Raw genomic sequence first — 8,490 nt, 5'->3', positions numbered from 1 at the left:
GATTTTACAACACAAGCATTATCATAAACCCAGCAATTGCCATCATGAGAAAGGTTATCTTCCTTTTCAATAAAGCCCCCTAAAGTACCTGCTTTAACATCAGCAAAGTCTTTTAATGCTTTAATGCGATAAAGGGTATGATTATTAATTACACGCGTTTCATTTGTGAGTGCAAACTTCTTTTGCATGAGCACAATTCCTTTATAAAAAGATTTGAATTTTAGAATGAAATGTTTAAAGGGGGGCGCCCCCGCCGCGCCCGCGCGTGTCATTTACGCAGCATCACTTTCATATTCGCTGTCATTATCATCGTCATAATACCCTTCAAAATCAGCATAATACTCATGACGATAATAATCATCTTCGCTACCAAACTCAGGATATGCATCATCACAGATATCTTCATTAGCTGTTAAAGAGGCATTGCTATGAATATATGAAGAACCAGAGATAAGAGCATCACAAATAACGGCATCATCAAAAACACGCGATTCATCACAAATGTAAGCAGAGCCACTTATTTTTGCATTGCCTCCGACATGAGCATCATCACAAATGACAGCATTATCGGAAATATGAGCATGATCAGTGACACGGGCGTTATCATAAATTTGTGCATTGCCTTCAATTACAACGGCGTTGTTAGCATGCGCATTGCCTGAAAGTTTTGCATTGTCCTTTAATGTCATACCTTCAAAAATAGCATTCCCATAAATTTGCGCATTACCATAGACATCAACAAAAAAGCTTTTTACTTTAGCATTTCCAAAGACGCGTGCATTTTGAAAGACCCGAGCTTTATTATACACCCAGCAATTACCTTCATGAGATAAGTTGCTTTCATTTTCAATATACCCCCCTAAATCGCCTTTTTTCACATCATCAAAATCTCTTAAGGCTCTAATTCGAGTTAAGAAATGACCATCGATATATTCACAATCATCAATAAATTCATATTTTTTTGCAGGCTCTTGTTGATTAACAGATGCGATTTCATTTGCAATGTTAGAGAGAACGGGGGTGTTTTTTGATATATTTGTCATATTTAAAACCTGTTTGAATAATATTGTTATTGACAGCCCAGAAGGGCGCCGGGTGCTAACAAACACGGCAAACAGTCCGTCGTTACACTTTTCTCATAAAGAGTATTGTATGGTGTAACCACACCCGACATAATCATTATATGCTAATCATAACATAAAAGACAGTCAGTATTTTAAAAGATGGGAAAGATTGTTTCGTAATCTACCCGCTGTTTGTTTAGTGTTGTTAAGCACTTGATTATTTATATAACAAAATACGTATTTATTGTCAAATAATATTTTATCTTTTTTGATATTTTTTGTATTTTTTTAGATGCGTTATGTATTGATAATATCATGTGCTTATTAATTGCTTCTTTTATATTTATGTGCTTTTAAAGCTATATTATGGGCTTTATGAAACGATTGTGTTGTTTTTTGAATTATACATTTATAATATTTATAAACGCTCTCATAATGCGTATTTTTATCTTTATAACCTATCAGTTTTTTTCACTAAATGATTTTTAATTTTTTTGTGAATTTTGTTTATAACACATTTGCAACTTAACAGTTTTTTATAGAGATGATCTTTATAACCAACGCATTCATTTGCATTTTTGCTTTATTCAAATAAGGCTGTTATTTTTACGCATTCTCTATAGCTGTTATATGCTTTATAGCCATGGTGTTATTTTTCATTTTCATGATAAAAATGATACATATGATAATTGTAATTTAGAGACTGTTATGAAAACACTTATGAAACTATCTAAAGAGGGATTGATAATTATAGAAATTAGCAAAATCCTTTTTAATAGGCTTTTGTTATTTTGATTAGTTCTTTTTAAAAGATAAAATTATATTTCTAGTGAGTGATTAACACGTGTCTTATGAAAAGCGTATGAAATTAAAAACTGATTACGTTATCAAAATCCCTTTTATGAATTTTAATCAGTTCTTTTGAATAGATAACCTTATGATTTAGAGAATGATTACAACGTGCTTTATGAAAATCATATGATCCTTTAAAGCTTTTCAAAAGATAGCTTGTAACTCATAAGAGATGCTATCAAGATCATTATAGTTATGAGTTTTGACGGGGTTTTGAGTTTTGAGGGTTGCTGCTATTATGTAAAAAAACGATAAAAAGCAAAAACGTTATTTTTCAATAGGTTAAGATTTTACAGATCTTAAAAAAACAACCCATATTGATAACACAACCTATAAATTCAACTAATAATATACGTTTTGAGGGGGTTTTGACGATTTTTACACCTTCAAAACCTATAAGCAAAATGAATATATATATAACTCTCCTTAAACAAAGCTTTTGAAAACAATAAAGCACTCATTTTAGATTACGATATAACCTCTTAAAGGCAATCCAAATAAGAGTATCTAAAAGTGCAAGTTTCTTCTTTTTAGAATAACGCATGATAAATTATCCTTTTAAAGATTGTATGCAAGCAATGTATAAAGGGGTATAGACTACAGTTATAAGCTCTATACCCCTTACGAGTTTATCATACCCATTTGTAAGCATGCTTTATAAGTTATTCAGTTTCTCTTAATACCAAATTTGGTAAGTTCTTAACGATTTTCATTGTTTCTAAACTTACGGTAATAACCCTTTGAAACAACTCCAAAGGATAAGCAGGGTTTCCAACGGTTTCAACAGCATAGCGATTGGCATCATTAACAATGCCGCTCTTTTTATCAGTCTTTACACATTGCCGTTCCATAACCCATTCAAGAGCGGGTTTACCATTGACGATATATTCATAAGCTTCAAGAGGGATATCTGTCATTGTGACATTGCTGTTGTAAAAAACTGTCGATTTATCTTTTACTTTACTATTCCCAAAAAAATTCATTTCTGTAACATAATAGAATTTTTCAGGATTAGGGATATCAGTGAGTTTTGGATCACCTTTTTTAAAGGTTACAGGATAAGGTTCTACAGTTTCATAGTTCATATGCAAATGCCCCAGTTCACGCCCTGCAGTTACAAATTTCCAAAAATCTTCAGTGCTCTTTACACAAGGGATACGAGGCAATTCTTTAGAGAGGTTATCAGCATAACGGGTGCGGTAATCTTCTGAATGCAAAATCCCGTAAACATAATAAAATAGATCATCTTTAGTGATAGTTTCATTAGGATAAGCGGCTTTAAAATGTGCTAATCCTTCATCCGTAATGGCATCACGGCGTTGTAAACCAGCTGTTTTGTTTTCCTCTATAGAGTTTGTAAATAAATGGGATTGCTTTTCACTTTTCTCTTTTAAGGATACAATATCTTCATAAAGATATTGCGGAAAGCATTGACCGTTTTCTATCACCTGATAATCAGACACAGCTTTAATCATAAGAACAGAAAAGGTTTTTTTTGCTCCTATGCCTGTAAGTTGTATCATTTTATTTTCAACTGATTTTCCTATAGGAAATATACATGGCATTATGGAAACTCTATCGTTGAAAGCACGATTATAATAGAGCCATTGTTTTGTAAAAGGGCGATAAATACTTTGAATAAAGCACGTCTCCTCGAACTCAAATAATTTTTCTCTTATAAATTCTCGTTTAAGAGTACTACTCCAACTGATCTTTGTAGCATCAGCGTTAACGAAATTGTCTATAGCCTTTTCACGTATTTTGCGATCAACATGTCCATAAGCTTCGTTAAAGCGCTCCACTTCGCTATTATAGAAGTTAATCATGTTGTACATGTTTTTTGATAAAGCATTACGACTTGAGTTGTATGCCCACGCATCACGACTGGTTAGAACGCCACAGGAATAAGTTTCAAAAAGCTTTGTATCATGACCTTTCTTAACACCTAAAGCTAGAAATGTCTTGAAACTGTCATCACGTTGATTTATCCAATCATTATGCCTATCCGGTGTAATTATTTGCCAACCTTGTTTACTCCGTGTAATACCATTAATGCTACCAAATTTTTTAATTGTCTTAAGCTTTTCTTCTCTATTGAGATAATCTCCAATATCACGGAAATATATTTTCCCATGTTGTTGTGCATTTGGATTTTTAACCAAAATAGAAATCGCTATAGGGGCACGAGAACCTTCACCAAAAATTTTTCCACCTTCTTTGCGAGAAAGTTCTCCAGAGGTTCGTTGATTACCACGTAAATGAAAAATATAAAGGCTGCTAAATTCTTCAACGAGGCATTTGCGTAAGCCATCCATAGATTTTGTATCTATAAAACTTGCATTTGTAACAAAACCAATCACACCACGGTCTTTTATACGGTCACTTGCCCAGCGAATGGCGCGGATGTAACTATCATAAAGCGCCTGCATAAGACTTGCTTTTGAATGAGCGGCATAAGTGTCACCAATACGTTTATTTAATATGGGATAGGGAGTGTTCTTTGCATTGTCGTTTTCGCTTTTTTGTCCTATCGAATAAGGAGGGTTACCAAAAATAACTTCGATATCCAGTTTCTTTTGATGCTCTAAATATTCACTGTTTTCTTTGAATAATTTTTGCAGCAGATTCTTTTCTTCAAGCATCCGAAACGTATCAGTCAAACCAATATGCTTGAAAGGGATATATTCTCCTTTCATGATACTATGATAGGTCGATTCAATGTTAATCGCTGCTATGTAATAGGCAAGTAAGACAATCTCATTGGCATGGATATCATAACGGTATTTATATTCCATATCCTCTGGTTTGATGAGATCTGATTGTAAAAGCCGTGTAATAAAGGTACCCGTTCCCGTGAAAGGGTCAAGAATAGAGACACCCCGTGAACCAAGGCTTTTTCCAAATTCATTGCGTAAAACATCATCAACAGAATGAATGATAAAATCCACAACCTCAATGGGCGTATAAACAATTCCTAATTTTTCTACCGTACGCGGAAAAGCATGACGGAAAAATTCATTATAAAGCTTTACAATTAAGTTTTGTTGTGCTTCAAGACTTGTAGTTCCTCGTGTGTAAAATTGTACATTCCTAGAGATAGTTCTGAAATCTTGAGATTCTTCTTTAAGAGTAACTTTATCAAGGATATTAAGTACACGTTGTAAAGCACAAGAGACGGGATTTTCTTGAACAAACTGATGCCCCTCAAACAAAGCATCAAAGACTGGACGCGTCACAAGATGTTGTGCAAGCATTTCAATCGCATTTTCTTCGGAGAGGGTCGTGTTTAAATTGTTACGTAATTCGGTCATAAAACCATTAAACACCCGCCGCGTTTCCGTTTCTGATTTTGTTAAAACTTCGGTTAAGCGTGTGATATGATTTTGAGCAAGATCAGCAACATTGGTTGCCCATCTTTTCCAATAGCTAGGGTCGTAATTTCTCTTAACAATAGCTGCTCTAATGACATCCGGATATTGAGAAAAAAGGGATAATTCTTCTTCTGGTTTATATCCGTGAAAGGATTCATAAGTTGGTGATCCAATGTTCAGTCCTGAATATTCTGATTTTGAGCGTATAGGTAAGTCATCAATAACCACAGTTGTATCTTCTGAGGTAGCCTTTTGAGAAGGAACAATAATATCAAGGGCATAGCTTACGTCCTGTTTTATGGACATATGGTGGATTATTTTATTAAAACTCTCATCATGGGCACGCAAAGCATTGACGACTTGCCAGATGACATCATATTTTGGATTATTTTCCAAGGCTTGTACTGGTGGAATGCCAGCCGGTACTCCAACGGGTAGAATGATATAGCCTCTTTTCTTACCCTCTGCTCGACGCATGACACGGCCTATTGCTTGAATAATCTCAATTTGACTTTTTCGCGGGTGTAAGAATAGAACAGCATCAAGAGCAGGAACATCAACACCCTCAGAAAGACAGCGTACATTGGTTAGCACACGACACGTATTTTCCCCCGCATCTTCCTTTAACCAGTCAAGTTGTTTTGTACGCTCTTTAGCACTAAAGGTTCCATCAATATGGGCAAGAGTACAGTTAAGAGGGGGAGTATCTTTATAGTTTTTATGAAGGGCGTGCAAAGATTCTTGAACTTTTTCTTTTTTGAATTCCTTGCATATGCGTTTAGAAGTATCAATATCTTTGCAAAATGCTAAAGCTCTACGCATGGGATTGGGGTCATCTTCAAGATCAAGTTTCAGATCCATTTTGGTAAGGGCTCTATAACAGCCATTAATCTTGGTCCTATCGTCAAGAATAAGTTCATAATTCTTATCGGTAATAAGATGTTGAATGGATTGGCTTACTTCTTTTTCATTGACAACTAATATGATAACTTTACAAGGTGATAACAGTTTATGTTCTAGAGCTTCCGCAAATGTATAATGATGCAGTTCTTTGCCATAAATTTTTTCGTCATCCATAGAGGCAAGAACAGTATCAGATAGGTCAGCTTTCCTTTTTATCTTATCTGTAAAGATTTTGGGGGTTGCTGTCATATATAGACGTTTTTTACCCCGAATGATTCTGTTATCATGAACCTTGATAAATTCAGATTCACGCTTGTCTGTTCCTAACACAGCCCCAGTTGTTCTATGTGCTTCATCGCAAATGATTAGATCAAATTCGGGTAAACCATGCTCTTTTTGCGCATCTGAAATCACTTGGATAGAATGGTAAGTTGAAAACACCACCGTCATTGCATCTGCTAGGTTTTCGCAAGCTTCTTTGGCAAGGGTTTGGGCATCCGTGGTAGCAGGGAGAACAAGATCTGATGTTTCCATGCCAACAATATCATCTTGGTTCTTACGACGCTTGCCTACTTTTGTATCCGAACACACAGCAAAAGAACGCAAAGGTACTTGTGCATCGGCTGTCCATTCACGGATTGTTTGTGAGACTAAAGCCAGAGAAGGGACCAGAAACAAAACACGCTTGCCTTTCCCAGCAAGGGTTTCTGCTATCTTCAAACTGGTGAAAGTCTTCCCCGTACCACATGCCATGATCAGCTTGCCACGGTCTGCTTCTTTTAAACCTTCACAGACTTTCTTGATGGCTTCTTCTTGATGGGAATGAGGCTCTTTGGTTGATTTCAGAACCACTTCTTGTTTTGTTGCAAATATTTGCCAATCTATCCGACTGTTTTCCATATGACGAAGGTCAATGCGATAAACGGGTATCGCTTGTCCTTTAATCATGGTATTCACATTGTCACTTAATTCCACTTCTGTGCTGTCAACGAGAAGACGATATTTAAAGATGTCTTTTCCAGATGCCGCGATAAAGCTATCAATATCCTTTTTACTGATCTGATGATCTGCTTGATAAAACTTACATTGAATAGCGACATAACCCTCTTGATTGCGAAGTTTGGCAACCAGATCAATGCCGATATCATTTTTATTCCAACCTTCACGCTCTTTCGCCCATTCATAATAGCTCTCAACTTTTTCATATCGCCCATAGTGGAGAGGGTCATACATAAGATATTTTGTCACAAAATCTTCAAACAGTTTCCCTCGTAGAGCATTTGATGTTGCCTGTTCACGATAGGATTGTAAAAGGGAGCGTAAAGTGATGTGTTTGTTATCATACTTAATAGATTGCAGCATATTGTAATAAAAATCCCTTGCCTTATGATATGATCAATAATCATCAAAAGAATCAAAACGAATTCAATTAAATGCATTTAAAGCAAATAACGATAAAAATGGGAAAAAACTGCTAAAAAAGCCGATATTTTTTCAAAAGGGGTTTAAAAGGCTGTTTATCAACAGCCCATGGCATAGGATAAGATCAGCAAAGTAGTAAAATTTGCTGTTCGTTTCACGTGTTCATCAAGACAAATGAACTATGTGCTTTTAAAATATCATAATGAGTATTTTGATAGGTTTTATGAGTCACTAAAATAGTCTATTTTGTCAGTTTAATTTACTGACACAAACTGACAAATATATATTATGGATTGTATTTAAGGTTGTATTGTCGATATAGGTTGTATCATTAAAATACTAACATATTGAAATATAATGTTTTTAATTTTCTCTCATTAAAAAAAATAATATAGGAGCTAGAATGAACTGACAAGACTGACAAAACTCTTCTGATAAGGTCACTCAGATCATTTGCTTTTGGAAAAAAGTTCCTTGATGAGAATGCCATAAAAAGAGTTTTGCGTGGTTATCTTAAAGACTTCAAAAGAGATTTCTTATTGTTTTCTATGATGGTTTTTGACGACAGAATGTGCTTGATAGCACGATGTCTCGTTTATATGCGTGTTGAGTGGTTTAGAGGAGCTGGAGAGTGAATTTATCTCTAATTATTGATAAATATATTGTAGCATTAAACTGGGGATATTAATGTATTAACCATTGACGGGCTAAACAGTTTTGTTTAGAGGTTTTTTCATATAAATGTGGGGGAGAGATCTTCAGCAGTTAAAATAAAGCAGTTTTTGGGTGTCACTTTTCTTTGGTCACAGAGGCATGTGCTTTTGTTAAAAGCGTTATAGGGCAGTGGCTGTTTTGAGTGGATTTATTAGCGGTTCCAT

At 35.1% G+C, this 8,490-nt stretch carries 2 protein-coding genes and 1 pseudogene; all 3 read right to left on the bottom strand.

The window, feature by feature from the left end; all coding sequences use genetic code 11:
• Window positions 1–188: pseudogene (locus ACFIM6_RS09040) on the bottom strand (hypothetical protein); the annotation flags it as partial.
• Between the two features lie 84 nt (window positions 189–272).
• Window positions 273–1,043 (bottom strand): hypothetical protein, encoded by a 771-nt coding sequence (locus tag ACFIM6_RS09035; RefSeq protein WP_375612560.1) that lies wholly within the window; start codon window positions 1,041–1,043, stop codon window positions 273–275.
• A gap of 1,535 nt (window positions 1,044–2,578) precedes the next feature.
• Window positions 2,579–7,552 (bottom strand): DEAD/DEAH box helicase, encoded by a 4,974-nt coding sequence (locus ACFIM6_RS09030; protein WP_375612559.1) that lies wholly within the window; start codon window positions 7,550–7,552, stop codon window positions 2,579–2,581.
• Window positions 7,553–8,490: the final 938 nt, after the last annotated feature.

It is taken from the genome of Bartonella sp. AA9NXGY, from assembly GCF_042196845.1.
Taxonomy (GTDB): Bacteria; Pseudomonadota; Alphaproteobacteria; order Rhizobiales; family Rhizobiaceae; genus Bartonella.
Note: the sequence above shows the minus strand (reverse complement) of the source record. Positions and strands in the feature narration are given on the sequence as shown.